The organism is Arthrobacter sp. SAFR-023, assembly GCF_051965295.1.
Lineage (GTDB): Bacteria > Actinomycetota > Actinomycetes > Actinomycetales > Micrococcaceae > Arthrobacter.
Genome location: NZ_JBQCMF010000008.1, coordinates 115,558 through 140,165 on the forward strand (window position 1 = coordinate 115,558; position 24,608 = coordinate 140,165).

Below are 24,608 nucleotides of genomic sequence, written 5' to 3' on the forward strand. Positions count from 1 at the left end.
TTACCCGGCGTCGAACGTTTCGTCGTCGTCGTTTGGTGACTGTTCCTTCGGCAGATCGTTGCCACTGCCGTCCGGAATGCCCGCCGCCTCCTGCCCGGGCTCCGAGGAGAACTGCCCGGCGCCGGAGTTGTCGGCGTTGCCCTCGTCGATCTCAGCGTCCGCCGAGGGCACGGCCGTGTCCCCGTCCTCGGCGCCGGCCCCGGGCGAGGCGTCCGGATCGCGCGGCAGCGGCGACTCACCGGGGACCGGGTCAAAGCCAGCCACGTTGCTTTCACCCTCGGCGTGGAGCTGGTCGTCGGTTCCGCCGAAACGCCCGGCCCCGGGTTCGCCCGAGCTGTCCTGGTCCTCCTCGGCGAAGTGGCTGAGGTTCGGCGTGCCGGTCTGGAAGGTCTCTCCCTCGGGGCTGTTCTGGTTCAGGCCCGCGGCGTCGAAGTCTTCCTCCTCGCGGGGCTGGGCAAACTGCTGGCCGCCGGCTTCCTGCTCCGCGGTGGGCGTTCCGTAGCCTCCCGCTTCCTCTTCAGGGGCTGCGTGCTGGTTGTCCTGGCTCATCTGTTCCTCCTGCTTGGTGGGGAATTGCTTGGCTGGGAATTACTGGAAACTCAAAGGCCCTTGCCACCGGTGACGGGAACCACCGCCCCGGACATGTAAGAACCGGCGTCGGACGCCAGCAGAACGTAGGCGGGGGCGAGCTCGGCGGGCTGTCCGGCGCGCTGCAACGGGGTGTCCTGGCCGAACTTGGGCAGCTTGTCCGGCCATTCGGTGGCTGGGATCAGCGGGGTCCAGATGGGCCCGGGCGCCACGGCGTTGACGCGGATTCCCTTGGGTCCCAGTTCCTGGGCGAGGGCCTTGGTGAAGGCCACCTGGGCCGCTTTGGTCATGGCGTAGTCAATGAGCCCCGGAGACGGATTGAATGCCTGAATGGAGGCCGTGGTGATGATCGAGGCGCCGGCCTCCAGGTGCCGCACCGCTGCGCGGGCTGTCCAGAGCAGCGAGTACAGGTTGGTTTTGAAGACGCGGTCGAACTCCTCGGTGGGCAGGGACTCAAGGCTGTCGCGGTTCTTCTGGTACGCGGCGTTCAGCACCAGCACGTCGAGCCGGCCAAACTCGGCAACGGCGTCCTCGACGATCGATGTGCTGAAGTCCTCGTTCCTGCCGTCACCGGCGAGGAGCAGTGCCCGCCGGCCGGTCTTGCGGATCCATTCGGCGGTGTCCTGCGCGTCGTCCTCCTCCTCGGGAAGATAGGAAATGGCGACGTCGGCCCCCTCGCGTGCGAAGGCGATGGCCACCGCCTTGCCGATTCCGGAGTCGCCGCCCGTGATGAGCGCCGCCTTGCCCTCCAGCGCCCCGCTTCCCTCGTAACTCAGCTCGCCATGGTCCGGCTGCGGATCCATAGGCGCGGTCAGGCCCGGCTGCTTCTGCTCCTGCTCCGGAAAGGGCCCTGAGTGGTACGTTCCCCGGGGGTCACCGGGCTGGTCGGACTGCTTGGCTGGGTCGGTCATCTTCCACCTGCTCACGTTGTCGGCTGCGGGTTGTTCGAACCTAACGCAGGTTTGAGGAGCAAGTCCACCGCCCGACGCAAAACTAGTCAGCAAACTTAGTATTTGTTGAAATAGGGACGCACTTGAGCCTAGGTTGGAGCAAGCACGCCCGCTGCGGGCCAGACAGAGGAGGGCTCATGACCGATCCGGACGCCCCGGCTGGCAGCGGCAGAAATGAGACGCGCGAGGAGCAGCTGGACCGGAACTGGATGGAACTGATCCAGGAGCTGCGAGTCCTCCAGACGGGCGTCCAGATCCTTGCCGGCTTCCTGCTGACCCTGCCGTTCCAGCAGCGCTTTGAGTCTCTCGATGACTTCCAGGTCACGCTCTATCTTGTGAACGTGGCCCTTGCCGCGCTGACCACCGCGTTTATCCTCCTGCCCGTCAGCGTCCACCGTCGGCTGTTCCGGAAACGGCTCAAAGCAACCCTCGTGACCAGCGCCGACAACATCACCAAGATCGCCCTGGGCGGGGTGGCCACCCTCAGCGTGGGAACCGCTGCGCTGGTGTTCGACGTTACGGCAGGCCGCACGGTGGGCCTTATCGCCGGCGGCGTGCTTCTCGCTGTGCTGGCCATCCTCCTGGCCTACGTTCCCGTGCACCTGCACCGGAGGGCCGCCAAAGAGGGCGGCTAGGCCCCTTCCAGCACCTGCCGGGTGGCCCACGCGAGGTATTTGCCGGCGTCGGACATGGCATCTTGCGGGCTGGGCGCGACGTCCAGCAGTTGCGCCGCAGCCACCACACCATGCTCGGCCAGTTCCTCCGGCGTGACCGTGATCCGTCCCGCCACGGCCACCACCGGAATGCCGCGGTCCCGGGCGGCCTCCGCGAGCGCGATCGGCGCCTTCCCCGTGAGCGACTGCGAGTCCATGGAACCCTCGCCGGTGATTACCAGGTCGGCGTCGGCCAGCCGTTCGGCCAGTCCCGTGAGCGCGGCCACCAAGGCGAAGCCGCCTTCCAGCGTGGCCTGGGTGAAGGCAAGGAACGACGCCGGGAAGCCGCCGGCCGCACCGGCGCCCGGAACGTTCACGTCGCGGCCCGTCGCCTCCCGGACGAGGGATGCCCAGTTGCGCAGGCCGGCGTCGAGCTTCTCAATGGCGTCGTCGTCTGCGCCCTTCTGGCGGCCGAAGACGTGCGCGGCACCGGTGGTGCCGTAGAGCGGGCTCTGGACGTCGACGGCGATCCGGAACGTGACGGCGGACAGCCGCGGATCCAGCCCGGAGACATCCAGGGAAACGGCGTCAGCCAGGGACCCGCCGCCCAGCGGCACCACGTTCCCGGCGGCGTCGAGCGGCTTGAGGCCCAGCGCGCGCAGGGCGCCGCTGCCGCCGTCGGTCATGGCCGAGCCGCCGACGCCCAGTACGATTTCGGTGGCGCCGGCGTCGAGCGCGGCGGCGATGAGTTGCCCGCAGCCGTAGCTGTGCGCGCGCAGCGAGTTCTCCGGCGTCGGCTCCATGTGGGCCAGGCCGGAAGCCTGCGCCGTTTCAATCACTGCGGTGGTGGCTCCGGACCGGTCCTTTCGGAGGGCCCAGGCCGCGCCGATCGGGGCAAGAATGGGACCTACGACGGCGTTGATCCGCTCCTCATAGCCGGCGGCGACGGCGGCTTCCAGGGTTCCCTCGCCGCCGTCGGCCACCGGGAACTGGGTGGTCACGGCGTCCGGGTAGACGCGGAGTGCGCCCTCGGCGATGGCGGCGGCGGCTTCGACGGCGGTGAGTGATCCCTTGAACTTGTCCGGGGCAATGAGGATTCGCATGCCCCCATCCTGCCATTTCCAATCGGGAATACGCTTGCCGGACGCGTAATGGAAGTCACACAGTCCGGGCGGTCAGCTGCGCGACTCCTCCTGCCCCGCGTAGATGTCCAGCAGCGCCGCCGCACCCTTCCCGGCTTCGCCTTCCTCGGAGAGCGCGGAGCGCATGCCGTCCAGCTTTTCGGCGCCCGCCGGGAACGGCGGCAGGAGGGGCACGTCCGGGTCGGTCAGGACCTCGATCAACACCGGACGTTCCGCGCCGAGCGCCCGGTCCCAGGCATCGGCGAGCTGCTCCGGGGAATCGACGCGGATGCCGGTCAGCCCCAGCAGCTCCGCATAACCGGCGTAGGGAAAGTCGGGGATTTCCTGGCTGTCCGGGAACCGCGGCTCGGATTCGGTCTCGCGCTGCTCCCACGTGACCTCGGCCAGATCCCTGTTGTTGAACACGCACACCACAAAGCGGGGGTCGGACCACCGCCGCCACCGGTGCGCCACGGTGACCAGCTCGGCGATGCCTGCCATCTGCATGGCACCGTCGCCGGCCAGGGCGACGACGGGTCTGTCCGGCCGGGCCAGCTTGGCCGCGATCCCATACGGGACCGAGCAGCCCATACTGGCCAGCGTCCCCGAAAGGTGCGCCGGGACTCCCGCCGGCAGGGTCAGCTGGCGCGCGTACCAGTAGACGCAGCTCCCGACGTCGACACTCACCTGGGCGTTGTGCGGGAGCCTGCCGCTGAGCTCGCGGACCACGAGTTCAGGGTTGACGGGGCTGGCCGGGACGCGGGAACGCTCCTCGGAAAGGTCGCGCCAGCTGCGGACCTCCTCCTCCACTTCGGTCCGCCACTGCTTGCGGGCCTGAGCTTGCGGGTTCCCATCCGGTTGCCCGCCGGCGCCCTTCAGCAGCTCCGCCAGCCTGGCAAGGGTTTCGGCAGCGTCGCCAACGAGACCAACTTCCACGGGGTACCGGTTGCCGACCTTCCGCCCGTCGATGTCCACCTGGACGGCCCGGGCGGCCCCGGGTTTCGGATAGAACTCGGTCCAGGGATCGTTGGAGCCGACGATCAGGAGGGTGTCGCAGTTCCCCATCAGGTGAGCGCTGGCGGTGGACCCGAGATGCCCCATGGTGCCCGCCGCAAATGGCAGCGTCTCATCCATGTACGGCTTGCCCAGGAGGCTGGTGGTGATGCCGGCGTCCAGCTGCTGCGCCAGGGCCACCACCTCGGCCTGGGCGGTCTTGGCGCCCTGGCCCACCAGGAACGCCACCTTACTGCCGGCTCCCAGCACCTCGGCAGCCCTGGCCAGGTCGTCATCGTGGGGCAGCACCCGCGCGGGCTGCCATTCGGGCGCGGTGACGATGATGCCGTGCTCCTGGTCGAGCTCGGGGGCCGGGGCCTTTTGGATGTCGTGCGGGACAATCACAACGCATGGGGTGCGGGTTTCGAGGGCGGTGCGGAAGGCGCGGTCCAGCACCATGGGAAGCTGCTCCGGGGTGCTGACCATCTGCGCGAACTGCGCCGCCACGTCCTTAAAAAGTGTGAGCAGGTCGATTTCCTGCATGTAGGCCGACCCCAGCACGCTGCGGCTCTGCTGGCCGATGATGGCCACCACGGGGACACCATCCAGCTTGGCGTCATAGAGCCCGTTGAGGAGGTGCACGGCGCCCGGCCCCTGGGTGGACGTCACCACGCCCACCCGACCGGTGTACTTCGCGTGCCCGACGGCCATGAATGCCGCCGTTTCCTCGTGCCGCGCCTGAACGAATTCGACGCCGGTTTCCCTGCCGCCGCCGTCGGCGCTGTCGCCGCTGTCGGTTCCGCCGTCGCCCTGCGTACTACGGCGCAGCGCGCCCATGAAACCGTTAATGCCGTCCCCGCTGTAGCCGAAGACCCTGTTGACGCCCCAGGCTTTGAGGCGCTCCACCATTACGTCGGCAACCAGCCGGTCAGCCATCGCACACTCCTTTTATAGTTGTTCCGCTATTCGTCGTGCCCCTGGTCCCCGCTCATCTGGTCTTCTGCGGGAGGCGTCTCGCCGGGCGGCACTCCCCCACCAGGCTCCAGGCCCGTGACGTTGCCGTTCAACGGGTCGGGGTTGGGCGTGGCGGCCGAGTCCCCGCGGGCGGCGTCACCGGTTCCGGCTTCGCCGGTTCCGGCTTCGCCTGTTCCGGCTTCACCTGTCTTGGCGGCGTCGCGGTCCGGATTGGCCGGGTCATTTTCGGGATGGTAGGTGCTCATGGTCCTGCGGTCCTCCTTGGAACAGGTGCGCCGGCGTGGCGACGGACTTAGGTAACGGGCTCAGGCTGCCGGGGCCCCGGCAACACTGGACTAATTGTAAGCATACTGATAATTCTGGAACAGTCAGATGCCGCACAGTCCGGCCCGGCCGGAACGTTTCGAAGGAGCAAACTGATGGGAATCGGCGACAGCATTGGCAAAGCAGCGGAAAACGCGATGGAGGACCTGGGGCAGACGTCCGATCCCACGGACGACGCCCACGCGCCCGAGCCAGGAGCGTCCGACGAGGACATCCAGGTGCACTCCTCCATCAGCGAAGGCTCCAACGCCAGGGATGGCGACGCCGGCCCGCGGTCAGGTGTGCACACGACCTACACGCCGCAGGGCCCGGGCACCGAGGCGAGCGGGGGGCAAGGCGCGGCAGGCGCCTCCGGCGGGTCCGGAACGGACGAGTCAGCCGAGGACTCAGCCGGAAGCGCGACGTCCGGCCGCATCGGCGCGGCCGGCACCACGGACGCCGGAGAGGCAGCGCGCAGCGTACCCGGCCCGGCCGGGCTGCCCGAACCGGATCCGGAGGAACAGGGCTAGCGCCACTGCCCGCGCGCCTGCAGGACTTCCTTCAGCAGGTCGGCGCGGTCGGAGACGATGCCGTCCACGCCGAGGTCCAGCAGCCGGCTCATCTCGGCGGGGTCATTGATGGTCCAGACGTGCACGTACAGCCCCAGCTCATGCGCCCGGCGGACAAATCCCGCCGTGACGACGGGCACGGCCCGGTAGCGGACCGGCACCTGCAGGGCGTCAACGTCGCGCAACGCCCGGCGCAGCACCGTCCGCGCCGGGAAGGCCAGCCCGCGAACGGACAGCAGTGGCCCCAGCACCAGGAAGAGGGCATTCGCAAAGGTCCCAGCCGATGATGCGGTCCTGCGGCTGAGCTGCTGCAGGACCGCGCGGCGCCGGCGGTCGGAGAAGCTGGCGATCAGCACGCGCTCGTGGACCTGGTGGCGCTCGATCGCGGCCACGATGCTGGGGACGGAGTGCCAGTCCTTGACGTCCAGGTTGAAACGCGCCTCCGGAAACGCCGCCACAAGTTCGTCGAACGTTGGCACGGGTTCCGTCCCGCCAATCCGCACCCGCCGCAAGTCGTCCGCCATGAAGTCATGGATCCTGCCGTGGCCGTCCGTAACCCGGTCCAGGGTGCGGTCGTGGAAGAGGAGCAGCTCGCCGTCGGACGTGGTGTGCACGTCCGTCTCCAGGTGGGAATAGCCAAGCTCGACGGCGGCCCGGAATGCTGCCAGCGAATTCTCCAGACCGGCCAGGGAGAATCCCCTGTGGGCCATGGCCACCGGCCGGCCCGCCCCTGGTTCAGGGCCGGGCGCGGAAAAGTAAGGCAAGGTTCCCGTCATCCCCGAAGCTTAGACCAGCCTCAGGCGGGCAGGATCTCCACGCCGTCGCTGCAGTGGAGCAGGGTGCGGCCGCGGCCGCCGTCGAGATCCACCCACACCACGGTGCGGTCCGGCGTGACGGCCGAGACGCGGCCGCCGGTTTCGAATCCCGGCGCAAGCAACACGCTGACCCGGTCCCCCTCACGCAGGGCCGACCAGTGCGGGGCCGGCTCCACGGGACGCAGCGGAACCTCGACTGTATTTTTGGTCTTTTTCCTGGCCACGATGTCCCCTATCGGTCACTCACCCAACAGGCCACACCCTATGGTGCTGACATGAACGCCAGTTGACCGCCAGCCGCGAGTTCGGTGGCAGGCGGGCGACGGCAGCCTTACGGCAGCTGGAGGCCCAGCGCGGCGAGCTTTTCCTCGAGAATCTGGGCCACGCCGTCGTCGTCAAAATGCGGCGCCTGCTGGCCGGCGGCCCGGATCGCTTCCGGGTGTCCACTGGCCATGGCGTAGCCGTGGCCAGCCCAGCGGAGCATCTCAATGTCGTTCGGCATGTCGCCGAACGCCACGACGTCCGCGGCATCAATGCCCAGCGAGGCGGCGTAGTCGGCGAGGGTGACGGCCTTGTTGATCCCCGGCACCGCGAGCTCCAGCATGGCGACGGTGGGCGCCGAGTGCGTCACCGAGGCCAGGTTTCCGACGGCGGGGCCCACCTCTGCGAGGAAGTCGTCGGCGGTGCCTTCGCGGACGATGGCCAGGAACTTGACGACGGCGTCTTCCGCGGTGAGCGTCGAGGCCAGCGGGGCCGGGGTGAACTCGGAGAGCAGCTCGCCTGAGCCGTTTTCGATGAAGCCGGGTTCGAGGTGGAAGCCGGTGAGGGTTTCGGCGGCGAAGAGGGCGGTGGGGCGCACCTTCTTGATGATCCGCCGGATTTCGAAGATGTCGTCGATGGCCATGGTCTGCGCCGAGACAACCTTGTCCGCCTCGAGGTCCCACACCACGGCGCCGTTGGAACAGATCACGGTGCCGGTGTGGCCCAGCTGCTCCTCGAGCGGGTGCAGCCAGCGCGGCGGGCGGCCGGTGACAAAGACAAGTTCGACGCCGGCTTTCCGGCAGGCGTGGAAGGCCCGGATGGTGCGGTCACTGATTTTCCCGTCGTGCCCAAGGATCGTTCCGTCTATGTCACTCGCTACCAACCGCATGCTGCCAGTTTACGTGGGCCGTGCGCATGCTCAGGAGACGGGGAGGCTCACCGTCACCGTGGTTCCTCTGCCCGGCACACTGCTAAGGCTGATCGAGCCGCCATGGCCCTCGACGATGGTCTTGCTGATCGGCAGTCCCAGGCCTGCGCCGGGGATGGCCGTTTCACGCGAGCGCGCGGACCGGAAGAACTTGGTGAACGCCTGCTCCTGCTCCTGACGGTCCATGCCGATGCCGGTGTCTGCGATCGAACAGACAACGTGGCGGTTGGCCCGGTGGGCACGGGCCGTGACCCTTCCCCCGTCAGGCGAGAACTTGATCGCATTGGACACCAGGTTGCCGAAAACCTGGCTGATCCGGCCGGGATCGATGCGGGCGTTCAGGGGCTCCTCGAGGTCGAGGACCAGTTCCACACCGCTGACGGTGGCCTTCGCATGCGAGGAGGCCACCACGCCAGCCAGCAGGCTGGCCACGTCGGCCTCCTGCAGGGTCAGTTCCACCCGCTCCGAGGCAACGGCAATCAGATCGTTCACAAGGCCGAGCAGATGGTTGGCGTTGCGCTGCACGATCCGCAGTTCCTCCTCGATGTCCCCGTGGCCGGGCTCGTCGAGGACCAGTTCGAGGTAGCCGAGGATGGACGTCAGCGGGGTACGGAGCTCATGGGAGACGGTGGCCACGAAGTTGTCCTTGGCCGACAGGGCGCGGATCAGTGCCGTGACTTCGGCGAAGGTGATCACCGCGCCGGCGTGGGTTCCGTTCGTGGAAACCATGGTGCGGGCTGTGACGGAGTACGCGCGCATATCCTCACCCTCACCTGCCCAGCACAGCTCGTCGGTGAACGTCTCGCCGGCGGCCGCGCGCGCCGTCGGGAAGCGTTCCGGCGGCAGCGGAGTAGCGCGATCAGCCTGGAACAGCCGCGGCCGGTTGGCTGACGGTGCCAGCCCGGACAGCGCCGCGTCGCTCCGAAGGGCTTTGTTGGTCAGGACGTCCTGTCCGTTCTGGTCCACCACCCACACGCCAACATTGACGGTGGAGAGTACGGCGTCCAGGAGCCGCTGCCGCTGCATGCTCTCGGCGACGGTGTCGGCGAGCGCCTCGTCCTTCCTCACCAGCGTCTGGCGCTGGCGGTAGAGGGCACCCGCCACCACGTGGGCGGTGACGGCGATGGCCGCCATGACAAGGGGCAAGAAAATGGTCCGGATCATAGAGCCCTGGGTGGGCGCCGCTCCGAACGCCGCCGCGGGCAGCACAGTGCTGAGCGTGGCACCTGCCACGGCGAGGACCACGCCGGCCCGGTTGCGGTCCACGGACAGCCAGATCACGGGAAAGACCAGCAGGAGGCTCAAAACGTTGAAGTTGGGACCGCCGGCCTCCCGCGTGAAACCGACGGCGACACAGTCCAGCGCGGGAATGACGGCGTAGGCTCCCCTAGGGAGTCTGCCCCAGGGCACCGCAACGCTGAGGACAAAAAGGGCGGTGTGCGCCAGCAAGGCGAGCTGGAAGCGTGGATCGGCCAGCGTTTCAGGGTGGAAGACCTTGGCGGCTACAACCACCAGCACCACAGTCACCGAAAGAGGCAACTGCCGGACAATGACGCGGCCCCGCTCCCCAAGGCGGCCAAAAAAAGCATCCACCCTGTCAGCCAGTTCAGCGCCGGTGCCGCCGCCTGGCCGTAGCTCCGGCCGCACGTCCGGTGCCCGTAAATGACTCATCAGCCTTTTCCCCCGGAGCAGCATGAAGTAAGGCCTCCGGCTGCTTGAAGGGCACTGGTCACAGCCTAACCCGCAGGAAGTGGCCGGACCGAGGCTAGCTCGAGATAATCCCATCTTTACGAGGCACATTTTTCCGCGGTTCATCTTCTCGCGGCGGCGCGGTGGATTCCCTGACCACCAACTGGGTGGCAAGCTCCACACGGTGGGAGTCAAGCTCTTCTCCCCGCGCCTGGCTCAGGACAGCCCGCAGGGCCGCCCTTCCCATTTCGTGCAGCGGCTGGGAAACCGAGGTCAGGGACGGAACGGCATCCTCCGCCAGCGTTGTCCCGTCGAAGCCCACCAGGCTGAGGTCTTCGGGGATGCGGATGCCGTGATGGCGGGCTTCCCGCAGCACGCCAACGGCAACACTGTCGCTGCCGGCAAAGATCGCCGTCGGCCGTTTTGGCAGGGCAATCAGTCGCCTGAGTCCCTCTATGCCGTGATGGGTCCGGAACTTTCCGTGAATGATGTATTCCGGATTCACCTGCACACCGCCGGAGGCCAGGGCGGACATGTAGCCGTGCAGCCGGGCCTGGTTGCACTCGGCCGTCTCATGCCCGCCGAGATAGGCAATGTCCCGGTGCCCGAGTTTGAGCAGGTGCTCCGCGGCAGCCTTGCCGCCTGCCCAGTTGGTGGCGCCGACACTAACAACGTCCGGCGGCGGAGGATTGAGAGGGTCCACCACGGCCACCGGAATGTTCCGCCGCCTGAGGGCTGTCAGCTGGGCCTCGCTGAAATCAGAAGTCACGAGGATCAGCCCTATCCTGCCGTGGGCAACCATCCGTTCGGCCCGCTTTTCCGGGCTCAAACCGGGAACTGCCCCGCTGCTGGAGGTGCTCATGAGGACCTCCACGCCCACGGATGCCGCGTATTCCAGGATCCCATTCAAGACGGCTGTGGAGTAGGCCGGCGTGAAGGCATCAAAGGAGACTTCGACGATTGAGGGCTCGGGGGAGGCGATCCGGCGCTGCATAGGGGACTGGTAGCCGGCGTCCACCAGCGCGGCGAGCACTTTTGCGCGGGTCTCTTCCGCTACGTCTTCGCGGCCATTCACCACCTTGGAGACGGTAGGCGTGGAGACTCCCGTCAGTCTGGCAATGGCTGCCAGGGTCATTTTCTTCGGGGGTGTCGAGAGGGACACAACCAACCGCCTTTCGAAATGTTTCGCGATTAGAAGTCTTGCCTACCGCCGCCCTCACGTCAACTATCGGCGGTAATTTCCGGCAATACGCGGCTTTATGCAGGCTCTTGACCGTGATGGCGATCACTAGTACCTTTACATCGTATCGAACGGTTATCGAAAAGTTTCGAGAGCCGCACTGCAATTCGTTCCCGTCTCGCAGCGGAGATGGGGTTTCAAGCCTGGGAGCCAATGACGCCCCCGAAGGATGAACGGAAGACTAATGAAATTTCTGAAACTGCGTACTGCAGGTACAGCTCTCACAGCCGGTGCGCTGGCCCTTTCCCTCGCCGCCTGCGGCTCGAGCGGTCCGGCCGGCGGCTCCGTGAGCGCCGGCTCTGCGTCAATGTGGGGTCTCACCGGCGGGAACCAGGCATCCCTGCAGAACTCTGTCGATGCCTGGAACAGCGCGCACAGTGACCAGAGCATCAAGGTCGAGTTCTTTGCCAACGATGCTTACAAGACCAAGGTCCGCACTGCGATTGGTGCCGGACAGGGCCCCACCTTCATATACGGCTGGGGCGGCGGCGTGCTCAAGTCCTATGTCGATGCGGGGCAGGTTGAGGACCTGAGTGGGTTCCTCGAGAAGAATCCGCAGGTGAAGGACCGTTACCTTCCGGCCGTGCTGAAGAACGGTGAGATCAACGGCAAGGCGTACGCCGTCCCCAACAACAACGCCCAGCCCGTGGTGCTGTACTACAACAAGGAAGTCTTCGAGAAGGTGGGCGCACAGCCGCCCAAGACCTGGGACGAGCTGATGGCACTGGTGCCCAAGTTCAAGGCCGCGGGCATTGCCCCGTTTTCGCTGGCCGGCCAGTCGAAGTGGCCGAACCTGATGTGGCTCGAATACCTGGTTGAGCGCATCGGCGGCCCTGAAGTCTTCGCAAACATCGCCGCAAACAAGCCCAATGCCTGGTCTGACCCGGCCGTCACGGAGGCGCTGACCAAGATCCAGGAACTGGTCGATGCCGGCGGGTTCATCAACGGCTTCTCCTCCATCGCCGCCGACAGCAGCGCGGACCAGGCCCTCCTGTACACGGGCAAGGCTGCCATGATCCTGCAGGGCGGCTGGATCTACCAGGGCATGAAGAAGGACGCCGGGAACTTTGTGAGCAGCGGCAAGCTCGGCTTCACCTCGTTCCCCACCGTCTCCGGCGGCAAGGGTGACCCGGGCAACGTCGTCGGCAACCCCTCCAACTTCTGGTCAGTGTCCTCCAAGGCCACCGACGCCCAGAAGGAAGCGGCACTGAACTACATCAAGGACGGCATGTTCACTGAAAAGAACACGCAGGACCTGATCGACTCCGGTGCCGTGCCGGTGGTCAAGGGCATCGAGTCCAAGCTGGAGGCATCCCCGGACAAGGACTTCCTGACCTTCGCCTATGGCCTGGCCAAGGACGCGCCGACGTTCACCATGTCCTGGGACCAGGCACTTAGCCCCGCCCAGGGAGACGCCATGCTCTCGAACCTGGACCAGATCTTCCTGAAGAAGATCACCCCCCAGCAGTTTGTGGACACCATGAACGCGACGGTGGAGAAGTAACCGTGGCTTCGATTACAAGCACCTCCCGGCGGACCCTGAGCAGGCGAAGCCTGAGCAAGGGTCCGTCGGGGTGGCTCGTCGCGCCGGCACTGGTTTTCTTTCTGGTCTTCGCCGTAATCCCGCTGGCCGGGGTTCTGTTCCTCAGCTTCACCAGCTGGGACGGCCTGGGTGAAATCAGACTGGATGGCGTCGGCAGCTGGGCCTCCGTCCTCACCGATCCGGTGACCGGCAACGCGTTGCTTGTCACCGCCAAGATCATCGTCTATTCGTTCGTTGTCCAGGCGCCCATCAGCCTGCTGCTGGGCGTCTTCACCTCGGGCGCGCAAAAGTACCGGGCGGCCCTTGCGGTGCTGTACTTCGTGCCACTGCTGCTCTCGTCCGCAGCTGTCGCGATCGCATTCAAGGCCCTCCTGGACCCCAACTTCGGGATGGGGCCGGGGCTGGGCATCCCCGCCCTCGCCCAGGACTGGCTCGGCAATTCGGACCTCGTGCTGTTCGTGGTGGTGTTCGTGATCGCCTGGCAGTTCGTTCCCTTCCACACCCTTATCTATCAAGGCGGTGTCCGCCAGATCCCCGCCTCGCTGTATGAGGCGGCACAGATCGACGGGGCAGGCCGGGTCAAGCAGTTCTTCCACGTCACCCTGCCGCAGCTGAAGTACACCATGATCACTTCCTCCACACTGATGGTCGTGGGATCCCTTGCCTACTTCGACCTGGTCTTCGTCCTGACAGCCGGCGGTCCCGGCTATTCGACCCGCCTGCTTCCGCTGCACATGTACCTCACCGGCTTCAAAGCCAACGACATGGGCGCGGCCAGCGCGCTGGGCGTCATCCTGGTCGTCATCGGCCTGGTCCTGGCCCTCTTCCTGCAGCGGCTCGGCGGACGCAACCGCAGCGCAAGCCAACTCGAAGGAGCCTGACATGGCCTCAACCACTGAGCTCGCAGTTCCTCCCGTGGCCCCGGCCACGAGGCGGCAGCCCGCACCGCGCGGCGGCAAGGGCCCCGGCCGGCGTCCCAATCTCATCGGGTCGCTCGGGGGGTGGATCTGGCTCGCAGTGATCATCCTGCCCGTCTACTACGTCATCATCACCAGCCTGAAGGACCAGGCCGGGTTCTTCACAACCAACCCGATGATGCCGCCCACCGAGCCGACGCTGGACAACTACAAGCTTGTCCTGGAAAAGGATTTCGCGAAGTACTTCGCCAACAGCCTGATCGTCACTGCCGGCAGTGTGATTCCCGCCCTGCTGGTCTCCTTCATGGCCGCGTATGCAATCGTGCGTGGCAGCGGCTGGTTCATCACCTCCACCAGCAAGCTGTTCCTGCTGGGCCTGGCCATCCCGCTGCACGCCACGATCATCCCGATCTACTGGATGATCACCCGTGCCCACATGTACGACACCCTCCTGGCGCTGATCCTGCCCTCGATCGCTTTCGCCATCCCCATCTCGGTACTGATCCTGTCCAACTTCATGCGGGATGTTCCCAATGACCTGTTCGAATCCATGCGGCTGGACGGATGCAGCGACTGGACCATGATGTGGCGCCTTGCGCTGCCGCTGATGCGCCCCGCGGTGGTGACGGTGGGCATCTACAACGCCCTGCACGTCTGGAACGGCTTCTTGTTCCCGCTCATCCTGACCCAGAGCCCTTCCACCCGCGTGCTGCCGCTCTCCCTGTGGACTTTCCAGGACGAGTTCACCGCCAACATCCCCGCAGTGCTGGCCTCCGTGGTCCTCGCCACGCTGCCGCTGCTGGTGCTCTACGTGATGGCCCGCCGCCAGCTGCTCAGCGGCCTGACCGCCGGATTCAGCAAGTGAGCAGCTCCGCAACTGAGCCGAAGAATGAAAGGAACAAACCAATGAGTGACCGTAAGCCCCTGCGCGTCGGGATGGTGGGCTACGCCTTCATGGGCGCCGCGCACTCCCACGCCTGGCGGACGGCCCCGCGCTTCTTCGACCTGCCGCTTCAGCCGGAGCTGTCCGCGGTGGCCGGCCGGAACGCCGAGGGCGTCCGGACCGCTGCCGGCAAATACGGCTGGGACGGCGTCGAAACCGACTGGCGCAGGCTGATCGAGCGGGACGACATCGACCTGATCGACATCTGCACCCCCGGCAACACCCACGCCGAGATCGCCATCGCGGCACTGGAAGCGGGCAAGCACGTGCTGTGCGAGAAGCCGCTCGCCAACTCCGTGGAGGAGGCCGAATTGATGACCGCGGCCGCGGACTCGGCAGCAGCCCGCGGTGTGTATTCGATGTGCGGCTTCAGCTACCGCCGCACCCCTGCACTGGCCCTCGCCAAGCGAATGGTCGACGCCGGGCGGCTGGGACAGATCCGCCATGTCCGCGCCCAGTACCTCCAGGACTGGCTCAGCGACGCCAATGCCCCGCTCACCTGGCGGCTGGACAAGGCAATGTCCGGATCCGGTTCACTCGGGGACATCGGCGCCCACAGCATCGATGCCGCCCAGTGGATCACCGGCCGCCGGATCACCGGGGTCTCCGCCCTGCTCGAGACCTTCGTCAAGGAACGCCCCGTGGGCGGGGACTTCGTGGGCCTCGGCGGGCACGGCGCCACCGGCGAGGACGTGGAGCTGGGTTCCGTCACTGTTGATGACGCGGCAATCTTCAGCGCCCGCTTCGAGGGCGGCACTTCCGACGGCGGCGTTTCCGACGGCGGCGCTTCCGATGACGGGCCTATTGGAGTGTTCGAAGCCACCCGCTTCGCCCTGGGCAGGAAGAACGCCATGCGTCTTGAACTCAACGGCACCAAGGGGTCGCTGGCGTTCGACTTCGAGGACATGAACTCCCTGTCCTTCTACGACGCCGCCCAAGAGCCCGACGCCGGCTTCCGCCGGATCCAGGTCACCGAACCGGAACACCCCTACACCGGTAACTGGTGGCCCGTCGGCCACGGCCTCGGCTACGAGCACGTCTTCACCCATCAGGTGGTGGACTTCGTCAACGCGATCAGCGAGGGCCGCCAGCCATCGCCGTCGTTCGCCGAGGCACTGCAGGTGCAAAAGGTACTGGCCGCCGTGGAAGCCAGCGCCACCGACGACAGCCGCTGGCAGAAGGTGCAGCCATGACCCGTCCCATCACCCTTTTTACCGGCCAGTGGGCCGACCTGCCCTTCGAAGAGGTGGCCCGGCTCGCGGGCGAGTGGGGCTTCGACGGCCTGGAAATCGCCTGCTGGGGCGACCACCTGGACCCGGAGCGCGCCGTCGAGGACGATGCCTACCTGCAGGGAAAACTCGACATCCTCGACAAACACAGCCTCAAAGTCCACGCCATCGCCAACCACCTCACCGGCCAGGCGGTGTGCGATGACCCCATCGACGAACGGCACCGGGACATCCTCTCCCCCACGGTCTGGGGCGACGGTGATCCCGACGGCGTCCGCGCCCGGGCTGCCGACGCCATGAAGACAACAGCACGGGCAGCCGCCAGGCTGGGCGTCAAGACCGTCACCGGCTTCACCGGTTCGTCGATCTGGAAATGCGTGGCCATGTTCCCACCCGCCTCGGATGCCATGATCGAACGCGGCTACAGGGACTTCGCCGAGCGCTGGAATCCGATCATCGACGTCTTCGACGAGGTCGGGGTCCGGTTCGCTCTCGAGGTTCATCCCTCCGAAATTGCCTACGACTACTGGACCGCCAAGCGCACTCTGGAGGCCATCGGCCACCGGGAAAACTTCGGCCTGAACTTCGACCCTTCCCACTTCATCTGGCAGGACCTGGACCCGGTGATGTTCCTGCAGGACTTCGCCGACAAGATCTTCCACGTGCATGTGAAGGAGTCGGTCCGCCAGCTCAACGGCCGCAACGGCCGGCTCGGCTCGCACCTGCCCTGGGCGGACCCGCGCCGCGGCTGGGACTTCGTCACCGCAGGACACGGCGACGTCAAATGGGAACCGATCTTCCGCACGCTGAACGCGATCGGCTATGACGGCCCCACCAGCATCGAATGGGAAGACGCCGGCATGGACCGGCTCGTGGGCGCACCCCAGGCTCTGGCCATGGTGAAAGACCTTGCTGCCATCAGCCCGCCCGCCGCTGCCTTCGACGCGGCCTTCAGCACCCGCTGAGCTGTATCAGAGAATCCAACGCCTCACCCGACGAGACTGCAAGGAAACCATGACAAGCGAGAACAAGACCGCCCTGGTGGTGCGCGGAGGCTGGGACGGACACCAGCCCATTGAGGCCACCGAGCTGTTCATCCCATACCTGAAAGAGCAAGGCTACGAGGTGCGGGTGGAGGAATCACCCAAAATCTATGCCGATGCCCAATACATGGCCGGCGTGGACCTGATCGTCCAGTGCATGACCATGTCCACCATCGAAAAAGACGAGTTCGAGGGCCTGCGGACCGCCGTCGAGAACGGTACCGGCCTGGCCGGCTGGCACGGCGGGATCGCGGACTCCTACCGCAACAGCTCTGACTACCTGCACCTGATCGGCGGACAGTTCGCCTGCCACCCGGGCAAGCACCCGGACGAGCGCAAGGGTGAGCAGGCGGACAACTATGTTCCCTACACCGTGAACATGCTGCCCGCAGCGGAACAACACCCCATCACCGAGGGCATCGGCGACTTCGACCTCGTCACCGAACAATACTGGGTCCTGGCCGACGACTACATCGACGTCCTGGCCACCACCACCCAAAAGGTACGCGAATGGGACCCGTGGAACCGTGAAGTCACCTCGCCTGCCATCTGGACCCGCCAGTGGGGCAAGGGGCGTATCTTCGTCGCCACGCCCGGGCACCGCGTGGAAATTCTCCAGGACACCAACGTCCGCACAATCATCGAAAGGGGCATGCTGTGGGCAACTCGCTAGACGCAGGAGAGCACACACGAGTAGGAATCATCGGCTGCGGCAAAATTGTTGAGCAGTACCTGGCCGGCTTCCGCCGCCTTCAGGACCTCATCAGCCTCGTGGCCGTCGCAGACCTGGACCCTGCACGCGCGCAGGCGGTCGCCGACGACTACGAGGGCGTCCGCGCCCTCACAGTCGAGGAGCTCCTGGCGGCAGACGACGTCGAACTCGTGCTGAACCTGACCATCCCCGCTGCCCATGCCGACGTCGCCCTCAAAGCCATCGCCGCCGGAAAGAGCGTCTACGGCGAAAAGCCGCTGGCAGCGACAACCGCGGAGGCACGGGAAGTGCTTGAGGCCGCCGAGGCGGCCGGCGTCCTGGTCGGATGTGCTCCGGACACAGTGCTGGGTACCGGAATCCAGACAGCCCGCAAGGCAATCGACGACGGCCTGATCGGCCGTCCCATCTCCGCCACCGCCACTATGGTCACTCCGGGCCACGAACGCTGGCACCCCAACCCCGACTTCTACTACCAGCCCGGCGGCGGCCCCCTGCTGGACATGGGCCCATACTACGTTTCGGCCCTGGTCACCCTGCTGGGACCCGTCGTTTCCGTAATGGGCGCCGCCAGCCATACGCGCTCAGAACGCACCATCGGCTCAGGTCCCCGTGAGGGCGAAACCGTTCCCGTGACCACCGACACCCACGTCACCGGCGTGCTGGTTCACGCCTCAGGAGCACTGTCCACGCTGGTGATGAGCTTCGACGCCGTCAAAACCAAGAGCCCCAATATCGAGATCCACGGCGAGCTCGGCTCACTTGCCGTGCCGGACCCCAACCACTTCGACGGCGACGTGCAGTTGTTCGCGCTGGGCGCCGAGGACTGGCAGACGCTACCCGTTTCGGCCGGTTACGTAGATTCCGGCAGGGGGTTCGGGATCGCGGACCTCGCCGGCACTCCACCGGGGTCCGAGCCGCGCGCCGGTGGACTGCTTGCCTACCACGCCCTCGAGGTGATGGAGTCCGTGCTCGCCTCGGCCAAGAGCGGCGCCGCTGTGAAGATTCACAGCACAGCGGCACGTCCTGAGGCCGTGGAACTGACTACCCTGGCAGCCCAGGTCGCGGAGGCCAGCTCGTAGGGCTGGAAGCTGGTTGCGCCCGATTCGGCGGCGGCGGTATTTCCGCCGCCGCCTTATTCGTCGTGAGGCGGGCCGTGGCCACTCCGCTGGCCGTTTTCGCGCAGGCTGGAGGGAGTTCCGATTGCTCCCGGTAGCGGCGGTGCGGTGGAGCGGTAGGTGTGGCCGGTGGGCGTGGTGATTTCGAAGGTATGTCGCGGCCCTGGCCTGGGCTGTGCCGCCCAGCCGGGAAGTTCTTTGGTGTGGTTGCAGGCTTCACAGAGACCCGCGCCGTTGGCAAGGGATGTTGGACCATCGTTGTGCCAAGGGATGATGTGGTCGTGGTGGCGGATGGGGGCGTCGCAGTAGGGTGTGCGGCAGGTGTCGTCGCGGATTTGGATGAAACGGCGCAGCGGTGCGGGGAAGAGCCGCCTGCGCGAGTCCATGGCGACGAGGTCACCGGTCTCCGCGGCGGTGTAGAGTCGGCGGAGCCAAACCTTCAGCTCCTCAGCTCCCTTGGCCTGTTCGCTAGTCACCAGGTCCCTGCCCCAGGCGGCGGGGACGGTGCCGTAGCCGGTCAGGCGGGCTGGTTCGCTGTCGCCCTGCAGTAGGGTGCGGTCGGTCATGACGAGGTTGAGCTCTATCCCGCTGATTCCGCCGGGGGTGCCGGTGGTCCAGTGGACGAGGGTGTCGGCTTTGATCTGGTTCAGCGTGCGCGGGTCTCCGGCGGCTTTGAGGGTTTCGGCGTTCCGGGTGAGGGCCGTGTACACGGCGACTCCCTGGTTGGCGGGAAGCAGCACGGTGAAATAGGTCATGCAGTCGGGGGCCGGGCGCAGGCTGACGGACCGCTCGGAGGCGGCGTGGCTCGCGCGTTGGGTGACCGATCGCGGGTCCCTGCGGGTGGCGGCGGCTTTTACAGCGGCGATGACGGCGCGGGTCCCGACCCCGGTGAAGGTTCCGGTGTCGGCCGCGAGTTCCTCATCGACCGCGGTCCGGTCTTCCACAGTCAGGCAGGCCGTCTCCTTCACGAAATACATGGCGCGCTCTTCGTTCAGCTGCCCGGTGTCCAGCGCGCCTAGGGTGTGCGGCATTTCGACGACCAGAGCTTTGGACATCCCGAGCAGCCGGCCTCCGCGGTTCGGGGACTCACCCCGGGCCAGCGCGATCTGCTCGGCCGCGCCCAGGCCCGGGTCTTTGCCGCGATCTTTACCCAGGTCCTCGGCGGCCAGTGTCCGATCCGCGTAGGTCCCAGCCTCCGTTTGTTCCAGGCGGAGCCGGGCCTCGAAGGTCACCGAAAGCCGTGCCTGTTGCCCGGCCGCCCAGCTTTTGACGTTCTCGTACGCTCGGACTTGGTCGATCAGGCCGGCGTTGTCGGCGGTGAGGTCAGCCGCCGGGAGAAACCAGCCCCAGGGTGCAGCAGCGCTCCAGAGAACGCCGTCGTCAAAGAGGTCGTCGAAAGGACGGTCGGCAAACAGGGCCTCGGGAAACGGGTCTTCCGGAAACGACGCCGGGTAAACGGCGTCGGGATCATCGTCATACGGCAACCCGTCGTCCGCAAACCGATTATCGGGCAACGCAGCGAAGTGAAAATCAGCGTCAGGGAACGCAGCAGCCTGCTGGACGCCGCCATGCGGCACCGCTGCCAGAGCCAGCTCCGATTCCCCAACAACATCCATAAACACAGTCTGCCAAGGGGGTGCGACATTAAAGTGCCGGTCGGGCACCAGATTGAGGCGGATCCAAAAACATTTTTTGGATCCGCCCGAGAACGGAAACTGGGTAGCAGCACAGGGCGTTCCCAGGCCTGAGAACGCCCTATGCTGCTACTTAGTTGGGCTGGCAGGAAGACGTCTCGACAAGCTCAACCAACAGAGGAAGGCTCAGCCAGCGCTTGCCACCTTGTGCTGGTCCACCTTGTACTGCTCAAGGATGGCAGGGCGGAAGTCGGGCTCAGGGTTGCCGTCCAGCGCTAGATTCCAGTCCGGCCGCTCCCCTGTCAGCGCCCACGCCGCCTGCACGGCAGCTCCGCGGGCCACGTACTCGCCGGGACTGGGAACCAGTACGGGCAGGTCGAAAACCTGGGCGGCGATCCGCTGGACCGCAGGGTTCTGCACTGCGCCGCCGATCAGCAGGAGGCGCTCGGCAGGATGACCCAGAGCTCGAAGGGCGTCCAGACCTCCGGCCAGCCCGCACAGCATCCCTTCGACGGCGGCCCGCGCAATGTTGCTGCGCGTGGTCGAGGCGATGGTCAGCCCGGAGAAGCTGGCCGTGGCGTGCGGCAGGTTGGGTGTCCTTTCCCCCTCGAAGTACGGGACCAGCACCACTCCACCGGCCCCCGGTTCAGCCTCAAGGGCCAGCCGAGACAGCTCGTCGAAGTCCACACCCAGCAACCCGGCGATAGATGTCAGCACCCGCGCTGCGTTGAGGGTCACGGCAATCGGCAGGAACAGGCCGCTCGCGTCGGCAAAGCCCGCCACCGTCCCACTGGGGTCACCGATGGGCTCATCGGAGACGGCGAACACCGTCCCGCTGGTGCCCACGGACACGACGACGTCACCCGCCCGGGCGTCCAGGCCCAGTGCCGCTGCGGCATTGTCCCCGGCACCGGCGCCAAGCAAAATCGGCTGCCCGGCAATGTCGGCGTGGACGGCGCCGGGCGAAGCGCCGGGCTCCAGGACCCGCGGCAGGATCACGGCACCGCCAGCGTCGCCAACCCCGCGACCGGCCTCGATCGCATCCCGGCCGAATGCGAGCCGGAACAGCTCGAGGTCGTATTCACCGGTGGCGGGGTTCCAGTAACCCGTGCCGCTAACATCGGAGCGGTCCGTGGTGAGCTGCTCCAGATCGGGCCCGAGCGGGCTGGCGTCCGCGGGGCCGTAGCCCCGCAGACGCCAGGTCAGCCAGTCATGCGGAAGCACGACGGCGGCCACCCGGCCGGCAATGTCCGGCTCGTTATCGCGCACCCACCGGATCTTGGTGACGGTGAAGGAGGCCACCGGTACCAAGCCCGTCCGCTTCGCGTAGTCCTCGGCGCCCACTTCTTCGGTAAGGTCCGCGGCGGCTTCTGCCGAGCGGGTGTCGTTCCAGAGCAGCGCCGGCCGCAGCACGTTGCCGTCCCGGCCCAGCAGCACCATGCCGTGCTGCTGGCCCCCCACGGAAAGCGCGCTGACCCCGGCAAGTCCCCCGGCGTCGTCGAACGCTTCGGACAACGCCCGCCACCAGTGGTCCGGGTGGACCTCCGTGCCGTCCGGATGGCCGGCACGGCCCTCCCGGACCAGGGCGCCGGTATCCGCATCCAGCACCACCACTTTGCAGCTTTGGGTCGAGGAATCGACACCGGCAACCAATGACACAGGAACAGCCGTTGACATAGGAGCAGCCACCGCAGTACTAGCGGGCGCCGAGCAGGTGCTCGATGAAAAGCTGCTGGAGCTTCACGAAACCGAAGCCCTTGCCGCCGAAGTAGGCGTCGGCGTCGAAATCCTCGTAGGACGAGCGGTCGGCGAGGAGCTGCTCGTAGCCTTCGCCCGGGTTCAGGGTGGGGACGTTGATCTCGGAAATCCGCGACGCCTCCAGGGCAGCCTGCACCTCGGGGTCGGTACGGAAGGCCTTGGCGCGCTCCTTGAGCAGCAGGTAGGTCTGCATGTTGGCGGCCGCGGAATCCCAGACGCCGTTGATGTCCTCGGTCCGGCTGGGCTTGTAGTCGAAGTGGCGCGGGCCGTTGTAGGCAGGCCCGCCCTGCGGGCCTCCGTTTTCCAGCAGGTCAACCAGGGAGAAGGCGTTCTGCAGGTCGCCGTGGCCGAACACCAGGTCCTGGTCGAACTTGATGCTGCGCTGGCCGTTGAGGTCGATGTGGAAGAGCTTCCCCTGGTACAGCGCCTGCGCGATGCCGTGGGTGAAGTTCAGCCCGGCCATCTGCTCGTGGCCGGTTTCGGGGTTGATGCCCACAAGCTCCGGCCGCTCGAGGGTCTCGATGAACGCCAGGGCGTGGCCCAGGGTGGGCAGCAGGATGTCGCCGCGCGGTTCGTTGGGTTTGGGCTCGATCGCGAAGCGGATGTTGTAGCCCTTGTCCGTCACGTAGTCGCCCAGCAGGTTCACGGCCTCGCGGTAGCGCTCGAGGGCACCGCGGATGTCCTTTGCGGCGTCGTACTCGCTGCCTTCACGCCCGCCCCACATCACGAAGGTCTCGGCGCCGAGCTCAGCTGCCAGGTCGATGTTCTCCAGGACCTTGCGGAGGGCGAAGCGGCGCACACCGCGGTCGTTGCTGGTGAAACCGCCGTCCTTGAAGACCGGGTGGCTGAACAGGTTGGTGGTGATCATGGGTACCACCATGCCGGTGGCCTTCAGCGCGCCGGTCAGTCGGTCGATCTCCCGCTGGCGGTCAGCCGCGGAGCAGCCGAACGGGAACAGGTCGTTGTCGTGGAAGGTGATGCCGTAGGCGCCCAGATCGCTGAGCCGGTTGATGGCTTCCACTGTGTCCAGCGGCGGGCGGGTAGCAGAACCGAACTGGTCCTGGGCCTCCCAGCCGACGGTCCACAGGCCGAAGGAAAACTTGTCGTCGCGCGTGGGCTGAATCGCCATTGAGTGCTCCCGTTTGGTTTGGAGGGACCTGCCCCTAAAGAAGGAAAGCGTAGATCCTGAATATGTTCCACAAACAAACATATTCATTTTTCGCAGCCTGTCAACAGTTCTTCCGGAACTAAATGCGCAGTCTCAATCTGCGGAAACATCTATCGTCAGGCCGCCCTTGATGTTATGTTCTCCGCAACACCAAACGAAGGGCAGGCAATGGTCAGCGAAGCAGGAACTGAGCTGCACACCGCGGGGCACAACTGGGCGGGCAACCTCAGGTACGCCGCCGCCGAGGTGCTCGAGCCAACCACAGTGGCGGAACTTCAGGACCTGGTGGCCGGCGCGACCAGGCTTCGCGCCCTCGGTTCGCGGCACTCCTTCAACCGCATCGCCGACACCGCCGGCACCCTGGTCTCGCTCGAGCGCCTCGCGCCGGCCATCGAGGTGGACCCCGCCGCGATGACGGTGACCGTGAGCGGCGGCACACGCTATGGGACCCTTGCCGCCGAGCTGCAGCGGCAGGGCTACGCGCTGCACAACCTGGCGTCCCTCCCCCACATCTCGGTGGCCGGGGCCGTCGCCACCGCCACCCACGGATCAGGTGACCGAAACGGCAACCTGGCCACCGCCGTCGCTGGCCTTGAACTGGTGACCGCCGACGGCGGGGTCCTCACCGTGCGCCGCGGGGAACCCGACTTTGACGGCATGGTGGTGAACCTCGGCGCCCTGGGCGTCGTGAGCAGCCTGACCCTGGACATCGAACCGACGTTTCCGGTCTCGCAGACGGTGTTCGAGGACCTTGGCTGGGACCAGGTTCTGGAGAATTTCGACGGCGTCACCTCCTCCGCGTACAGCGTCAGCCTGTTCACCGACTGGAGCGGGGACCGTATCGGCCAGGCCTGGCTGAAGTCCCGGCCAGTACCGGCCGAGGCCATAGCCGAACGCGCCGGCTTCTTCGGCGGCAGCCCGGCCAAAGAACCGAGGCATCCCATCGCCGGCGTGCCCGGAACCACCTGCACGCAGCAACTCGGCGTGCCCGGTCCATGGTCGGACAGGCTGGCCCACTTCCGGATGGAATTCACCCCGAGCAAGGGCGACGAGCTGCAGAGCGAGTACCTCGTCCCCCGCGAACACGCCGTGGACGCCATCCAGGTTATGCGCCGGCTGTCCCACCTGGTGACTCCGCTGCTGCTGGTCTCGGAGATCCGCACCATGGCTGCGGACAGCCTGTGGCTGAGCCCGAACTACGGCACTGACAGCGTTGGCCTGCACCTCACCTGGCGGCAGGACCAGCCCGCCGTCGAGGCCGTGCTCCCCGTGATCGAGGCGGAGCTGGCGCCCTTCGGCGCCCGGCCCCACTGGGGCAAGCTGTTCGACGGCGACGCCTCCCGCCTCGCGCCGCTTTACCCCCGCTTCGCAGATTACAAGGCCCTCGCGGACCGCCTGGATCCGGAGGGGAAGTTCCGCAACGATTTCCTCGACACCAAGGTTTTCGGCAGCTGATATTGT

General features: G+C 66.6%; 23 protein-coding genes. 10 read left to right on the forward strand and 13 right to left on the reverse strand.

Features of this window, described 5'->3' with window-relative positions:
- Both ACTHQX_RS10555 and ACTHQX_RS10560 read right to left on the reverse strand, forming a co-directional pair.
- Positions 1 to 549, reverse strand: coding sequence for a hypothetical protein (locus ACTHQX_RS10555; protein WP_440157427.1), 549 nt, complete (start codon positions 547 to 549; stop codon positions 1 to 3).
- Between the two features lie 50 nt (positions 550 to 599).
- Entirely contained in the window at positions 600 to 1,499 is a 900-nt protein-coding gene (locus ACTHQX_RS10560) for an SDR family oxidoreductase (RefSeq protein WP_440157429.1), read from the reverse strand.
- Positions 1,500 to 1,675: 176 nt separating this feature from the next.
- Here ACTHQX_RS10560 and ACTHQX_RS10565 point away from each other — a divergent pair, with 176 nt between their 5' ends.
- Complete coding sequence (locus ACTHQX_RS10565; protein ID WP_440157431.1) at positions 1,676 to 2,173, forward strand: DUF6328 family protein; 498 nt, start codon at positions 1,676 to 1,678, stop codon at positions 2,171 to 2,173.
- On the opposite strand, the gene ACTHQX_RS10570 is transcribed toward ACTHQX_RS10565, so the two are convergent.
- The 3 genes from ACTHQX_RS10570 to ACTHQX_RS10580 all read right to left on the reverse strand — a co-directional run bounded on the left by ACTHQX_RS10570 (position 2,170) and on the right by ACTHQX_RS10580 (position 5,525).
- On the reverse strand, positions 2,170 to 3,294 hold the full coding sequence (locus ACTHQX_RS10570) for a glycerate kinase (protein ID WP_236806231.1): 1,125 nt from the start codon (positions 3,292 to 3,294) through the stop codon (positions 2,170 to 2,172). The two genes, ACTHQX_RS10565 and ACTHQX_RS10570, sit on opposite strands and share 4 nt — an antisense overlap.
- A gap of 72 nt (positions 3,295 to 3,366) precedes the next feature.
- On the reverse strand, positions 3,367 to 5,241 hold the full coding sequence (locus ACTHQX_RS10575; protein ID WP_440157433.1) for a thiamine pyrophosphate-requiring protein: 1,875 nt from the start codon (positions 5,239 to 5,241) through the stop codon (positions 3,367 to 3,369).
- A 26-nt stretch (positions 5,242 to 5,267) separates the two neighbouring features.
- Positions 5,268 to 5,525, reverse strand: coding sequence for a DUF6480 family protein (locus ACTHQX_RS10580; RefSeq protein ID WP_440157435.1), 258 nt, complete (start codon positions 5,523 to 5,525; stop codon positions 5,268 to 5,270).
- Between the two features lie 174 nt (positions 5,526 to 5,699).
- On the opposite strand from ACTHQX_RS10580, the gene ACTHQX_RS10585 reads away from it, so the two are divergent.
- Entirely contained in the window at positions 5,700 to 6,113 is a 414-nt protein-coding gene (locus tag ACTHQX_RS10585) for a hypothetical protein (protein ID WP_440157437.1), read from the forward strand.
- Here the strand turns inward: ACTHQX_RS10585 and ACTHQX_RS10590 are convergent.
- The 5 genes from ACTHQX_RS10590 to ACTHQX_RS10610 all read right to left on the reverse strand — a co-directional run bounded on the left by ACTHQX_RS10590 (position 6,110) and on the right by ACTHQX_RS10610 (position 11,007).
- On the reverse strand, positions 6,110 to 6,928 hold the full coding sequence (locus ACTHQX_RS10590) for a glycerophosphodiester phosphodiesterase (RefSeq protein ID WP_440157439.1): 819 nt from the start codon (positions 6,926 to 6,928) through the stop codon (positions 6,110 to 6,112). The two genes, ACTHQX_RS10585 and ACTHQX_RS10590, sit on opposite strands and share 4 nt — an antisense overlap.
- 20 nt (positions 6,929 to 6,948) lie before the next feature.
- Positions 6,949 to 7,191 (reverse strand): DUF2397 domain-containing protein, encoded by a 243-nt coding sequence (locus ACTHQX_RS10595; protein WP_236806226.1) that lies wholly within the window; start codon positions 7,189 to 7,191, stop codon positions 6,949 to 6,951.
- 107 nt (positions 7,192 to 7,298) lie between these two features.
- Positions 7,299 to 8,117, reverse strand: a complete 819-nt coding sequence (locus tag ACTHQX_RS10600) for an HAD family hydrolase (RefSeq protein ID WP_440157441.1) — start codon at positions 8,115 to 8,117, stop codon at positions 7,299 to 7,301.
- Positions 8,118 to 8,147: 30 nt separating this feature from the next.
- Positions 8,148 to 9,827 carry a sensor histidine kinase gene (locus ACTHQX_RS10605; RefSeq protein WP_440157443.1) on the reverse strand — a complete coding sequence of 560 codons (1,680 nt, stop codon included), beginning with the start codon at positions 9,825 to 9,827 and terminating at the stop codon, positions 8,148 to 8,150.
- A gap of 94 nt (positions 9,828 to 9,921) precedes the next feature.
- A complete protein-coding gene (locus ACTHQX_RS10610; RefSeq protein ID WP_440157445.1) occupies positions 9,922 to 11,007 on the reverse strand; it encodes a LacI family DNA-binding transcriptional regulator in 1,086 nt (361 codons plus the stop codon).
- Between the two features lie 262 nt (positions 11,008 to 11,269).
- Here ACTHQX_RS10610 and ACTHQX_RS10615 point away from each other — a divergent pair, with 262 nt between their 5' ends.
- Genes ACTHQX_RS10615 through ACTHQX_RS10645 form a run of 7 tightly spaced genes read left to right on the forward strand, consistent with a single transcriptional unit; the run spans position 11,270 to position 18,551 of the window.
- Positions 11,270 to 12,589 (forward strand): extracellular solute-binding protein, encoded by a 1,320-nt coding sequence (locus ACTHQX_RS10615; protein WP_440157447.1) that lies wholly within the window; start codon positions 11,270 to 11,272, stop codon positions 12,587 to 12,589.
- 2 nt (positions 12,590 to 12,591) lie between these two features.
- Positions 12,592 to 13,509 (forward strand): carbohydrate ABC transporter permease, encoded by a 918-nt coding sequence (locus ACTHQX_RS10620; protein ID WP_440157449.1) that lies wholly within the window; start codon positions 12,592 to 12,594, stop codon positions 13,507 to 13,509.
- 1 nt (position 13,510) lies between these two features.
- A complete protein-coding gene (locus tag ACTHQX_RS10625) occupies positions 13,511 to 14,410 on the forward strand; it encodes a carbohydrate ABC transporter permease (RefSeq protein ID WP_440157451.1) in 900 nt (299 codons plus the stop codon).
- Positions 14,411 to 14,451: 41 nt separating this feature from the next.
- Positions 14,452 to 15,681 (forward strand): Gfo/Idh/MocA family protein, encoded by a 1,230-nt coding sequence (locus ACTHQX_RS10630; protein WP_440157453.1) that lies wholly within the window; start codon positions 14,452 to 14,454, stop codon positions 15,679 to 15,681.
- Positions 15,678 to 16,682, forward strand: coding sequence for a sugar phosphate isomerase/epimerase family protein (locus ACTHQX_RS10635; protein ID WP_440157455.1), 1,005 nt, complete (start codon positions 15,678 to 15,680; stop codon positions 16,680 to 16,682). The genes ACTHQX_RS10630 and ACTHQX_RS10635 overlap by 4 nt, the downstream gene beginning before the upstream one ends.
- A 49-nt stretch (positions 16,683 to 16,731) precedes the next feature.
- Positions 16,732 to 17,433, forward strand: a complete 702-nt coding sequence (locus tag ACTHQX_RS10640) for a ThuA domain-containing protein (RefSeq protein ID WP_440157457.1) — start codon at positions 16,732 to 16,734, stop codon at positions 17,431 to 17,433.
- Positions 17,418 to 18,551 carry a Gfo/Idh/MocA family protein gene (locus ACTHQX_RS10645; protein WP_440157459.1) on the forward strand — a complete coding sequence of 378 codons (1,134 nt, stop codon included), beginning with the start codon at positions 17,418 to 17,420 and terminating at the stop codon, positions 18,549 to 18,551. Before ACTHQX_RS10640 ends, ACTHQX_RS10645 begins: the two co-directional genes overlap by 16 nt.
- A 53-nt stretch (positions 18,552 to 18,604) precedes the next feature.
- Here ACTHQX_RS10645 and ACTHQX_RS10650 read toward each other — a convergent pair whose 3' ends face one another.
- The 3 genes from ACTHQX_RS10650 to xylA form a co-directional block, all read right to left on the reverse strand.
- Positions 18,605 to 20,203, reverse strand: coding sequence for an HNH endonuclease (locus ACTHQX_RS10650; protein WP_440157461.1), 1,599 nt, complete (start codon positions 20,201 to 20,203; stop codon positions 18,605 to 18,607).
- Between the two features lie 204 nt (positions 20,204 to 20,407).
- On the reverse strand, positions 20,408 to 21,880 hold the full coding sequence (locus tag ACTHQX_RS10655; protein ID WP_440157463.1) for a xylulokinase: 1,473 nt from the start codon (positions 21,878 to 21,880) through the stop codon (positions 20,408 to 20,410).
- 37 nt (positions 21,881 to 21,917) lie between these two features.
- Entirely contained in the window at positions 21,918 to 23,108 is a 1,191-nt protein-coding gene (gene xylA / locus ACTHQX_RS10660; RefSeq protein ID WP_440157465.1) for a xylose isomerase, read from the reverse strand.
- A gap of 207 nt (positions 23,109 to 23,315) precedes the next feature.
- Between xylA and ACTHQX_RS10665 the strand changes: the two genes are divergently transcribed.
- On the forward strand, positions 23,316 to 24,602 hold the full coding sequence (locus tag ACTHQX_RS10665; protein WP_440157467.1) for an FAD-binding protein: 1,287 nt from the start codon (positions 23,316 to 23,318) through the stop codon (positions 24,600 to 24,602).
- Positions 24,603 to 24,608: the final 6 nt, after the last annotated feature.

Bases quoted from the DNA above. Each gene is read 5' to 3' on its own strand.
- ACTHQX_RS10555 (WP_440157427.1), bottom strand. From the start codon at position 549: ATGAGCCAGGACAACCAGCACGCAGCCCCTGAAGAGGAAGCGGGAGGC.
- ACTHQX_RS10560 (WP_440157429.1), bottom strand. From the start codon at position 1,499: ATGACCGACCCAGCCAAGCAGTCCGACCAGCCCGGTGACCCCCGGGGA.
- ACTHQX_RS10565 (WP_440157431.1), top strand. From the start codon at position 1,676: ATGACCGATCCGGACGCCCCGGCTGGCAGCGGCAGAAATGAGACGCGC.
- ACTHQX_RS10570 (WP_236806231.1), bottom strand. From the start codon at position 3,294: ATGCGAATCCTCATTGCCCCGGACAAGTTCAAGGGATCACTCACCGCC.
- ACTHQX_RS10575 (WP_440157433.1), bottom strand. From the start codon at position 5,241: ATGGCTGACCGGCTGGTTGCCGACGTAATGGTGGAGCGCCTCAAAGCC.
- ACTHQX_RS10580 (WP_440157435.1), bottom strand. From the start codon at position 5,525: ATGAGCACCTACCATCCCGAAAATGACCCGGCCAATCCGGACCGCGAC.
- ACTHQX_RS10585 (WP_440157437.1), top strand. From the start codon at position 5,700: ATGGGAATCGGCGACAGCATTGGCAAAGCAGCGGAAAACGCGATGGAG.
- ACTHQX_RS10590 (WP_440157439.1), bottom strand. From the start codon at position 6,928: ATGACGGGAACCTTGCCTTACTTTTCCGCGCCCGGCCCTGAACCAGGG.
- ACTHQX_RS10600 (WP_440157441.1), bottom strand. From the start codon at position 8,117: ATGCGGTTGGTAGCGAGTGACATAGACGGAACGATCCTTGGGCACGAC.
- ACTHQX_RS10605 (WP_440157443.1), bottom strand. From the start codon at position 9,827: ATGAGTCATTTACGGGCACCGGACGTGCGGCCGGAGCTACGGCCAGGC.
- ACTHQX_RS10615 (WP_440157447.1), top strand. From the start codon at position 11,270: ATGAAATTTCTGAAACTGCGTACTGCAGGTACAGCTCTCACAGCCGGT.
- ACTHQX_RS10625 (WP_440157451.1), top strand. From the start codon at position 13,511: ATGGCCTCAACCACTGAGCTCGCAGTTCCTCCCGTGGCCCCGGCCACG.
- ACTHQX_RS10630 (WP_440157453.1), top strand. From the start codon at position 14,452: ATGAGTGACCGTAAGCCCCTGCGCGTCGGGATGGTGGGCTACGCCTTC.
- ACTHQX_RS10635 (WP_440157455.1), top strand. From the start codon at position 15,678: ATGACCCGTCCCATCACCCTTTTTACCGGCCAGTGGGCCGACCTGCCC.
- ACTHQX_RS10640 (WP_440157457.1), top strand. From the start codon at position 16,732: ATGACAAGCGAGAACAAGACCGCCCTGGTGGTGCGCGGAGGCTGGGAC.
- ACTHQX_RS10650 (WP_440157461.1), bottom strand. From the start codon at position 20,203: ATGGATGTTGTTGGGGAATCGGAGCTGGCTCTGGCAGCGGTGCCGCAT.
- xylA (WP_440157465.1), bottom strand. From the start codon at position 23,108: ATGGCGATTCAGCCCACGCGCGACGACAAGTTTTCCTTCGGCCTGTGG.
- ACTHQX_RS10665 (WP_440157467.1), top strand. From the start codon at position 23,316: ATGGTCAGCGAAGCAGGAACTGAGCTGCACACCGCGGGGCACAACTGG.